The sequence below is a fragment of the Methylibium sp. T29 genome, assembly GCF_000576205.1.
Classification (GTDB): domain Bacteria; phylum Pseudomonadota; class Gammaproteobacteria; order Burkholderiales; family Burkholderiaceae_C; genus Methylibium; species Methylibium petroleiphilum.
Window position 1 is genome coordinate 1 of record NZ_AZND01000438.1, and the last position, 1,699, is coordinate 1,699.

Here is a 1,699-nt window from a genome sequence, read left to right on the forward strand (position 1 = left end):
ACCACGCCGGCGTAGCGCCAGGCGGCCTGCAGCACCGCCGGCGCGCGCGATTCCTCGGAATCAGCAGCCAGCCACGGCGACGCCAGGCCAGGCCGAACTCGCTGCGGCTGGTGAGCACCGCCAGCGGCACGGCCAGCACCAGGGGCAAGGCCAGCGGCAGCACGCGCCAGGCCTCACCGGGCTGGCCGGCCAGCCACCAGGCCAGTGCCGCGGCGACGATCGCACCGATGACGCCGAAGCGCCCGATCGCCTCGCGCCAGCCGACCGCGGTGGCTTCCCGCGAGGGCGATTTCCAGTTCAGCTTCAGCCCCGTCAGCGCACCCAGCACGAAGATCGAGTGGGCCACCATGCGCACCGGCGCCTGCACTGCCGACATCAGCGCTTCGAGCAGCGCGCTGGTCACGAGGGTCTGGCGGCCACCGTAGCCGGCCTCCTGACGGCGCCGGATCACCAGCAGCACCGCCAGCACGCGAGGCACGAGCAGCAGGGCGAGCGTGGCGCTCCACAGCATCATCTGCGCCAGCGGGAGGCCGGCCCCCTCGGTCGCGGCCTGCAGGCCGTCGCCGGCGAACCAGGGAGCACGCCCAGCAGCACGAACGCCAGCCAGATCGGCGAGGCCACGTAGGACATGGCGCCGGTGACGAACATCGCCCGGTGCACGCCGGCAAAGCCGGGTTCGGCCACCAGCCGGGCGTTCTGCAGGTTGCCCTGGCACCAACGACGGTCGCGCGTCAGTTCGTCGATCAGGTGCGGCGGCGCCTGCTCGTAGCTGCCGTCGAGTTCGGGCAGCAGCCACACCTCGTACCCGGCCCGGCGCATCAGCGCCGCCTCGACGAAGTCGTGCGACAGGATCTCGCCGCTGAGGCCGCCCTTGCCGGGCAGTTTCGCCAGCGCGCAGTGTTTCATGAAGGGTTCGACGCGCAGGATCGCGTTGTGGCCCCAGTAGTGCGATTCTCCCAGTTGCCAGAAGCGCAGGCCGGCGCTGAACAGCGGGCCGGTCACCCGGCCGGAGAACTGCTGCAGGCGGGCGTGCAGCGAATCGTGGCCGCAGGAGCGGGGCGCGGTCTGGATGATGCCGGCCTTGGGCTGGGCCTCCATCAGGCGCACCATCGTCAGCAGTGCGTCGCCGCTCATCACGCTGTCGGCGTCGAGCACCACCATGTAGCGGTAGTCGCGGCCCCAGCGGCGACAGAAGTCGGCCACGTTGCCGGCCTTGCGCTTGGTGCGCCGCTGGCGCCAGCGGTAGTAGATGCGGCTGCTGTCATATCCGTCGGCGGCCAGCGCCTCGCGCAGGCCGCGCCAGGCGGCCAGTTCGGCGTCGCGCAGCGTCAGGTCGCCGGTATCCGACAGCATGTAGACGTCGAAGCGGTCGAACGAGCCGGCGCGCGACAGCGATTCGATGGTGGCGCGCAGGCCGGCCACGACGGTGGCGATGTCCTCGTTGCAGATCGGCATCACCACGGCGGTGCGGGCGTCCTCGGCGATCGGCCGGCCGGCCACGTCTTCGGGGCTCAGCGCATGGTGGTCGCCGCGGCGCAGGCTCACGTAGCCCATCACCGCGGTCACGCAGCCGGCCGCCACCCAGGCGAACAGCAGCGCGAACAGCCCCGTCTGCAGCACGGCCCAGGGGCCGCTGTGACCGGGCCCGGCGGCACCGTCCAGCACCGCGGTGCCAGGCCGGCGCTGCCGATGACCAGCG

General features: G+C 72.3%; 1 protein-coding gene and 1 pseudogene. Both read right to left on the bottom strand.

The annotated features are described in order from the left end of the window. Positions 1–514: pseudogene (locus tag x551_RS27825) on the bottom strand (glucans biosynthesis glucosyltransferase MdoH); the annotation flags it as partial. After that, the coding region (gene mdoH / locus x551_RS21825; protein WP_253950456.1) for a glucans biosynthesis glucosyltransferase MdoH at positions 511–1,699 on the bottom strand (1,189 nt) is incomplete at its 5' end. The gene mdoH and the pseudogene x551_RS27825, both read right to left, overlap by 4 nt.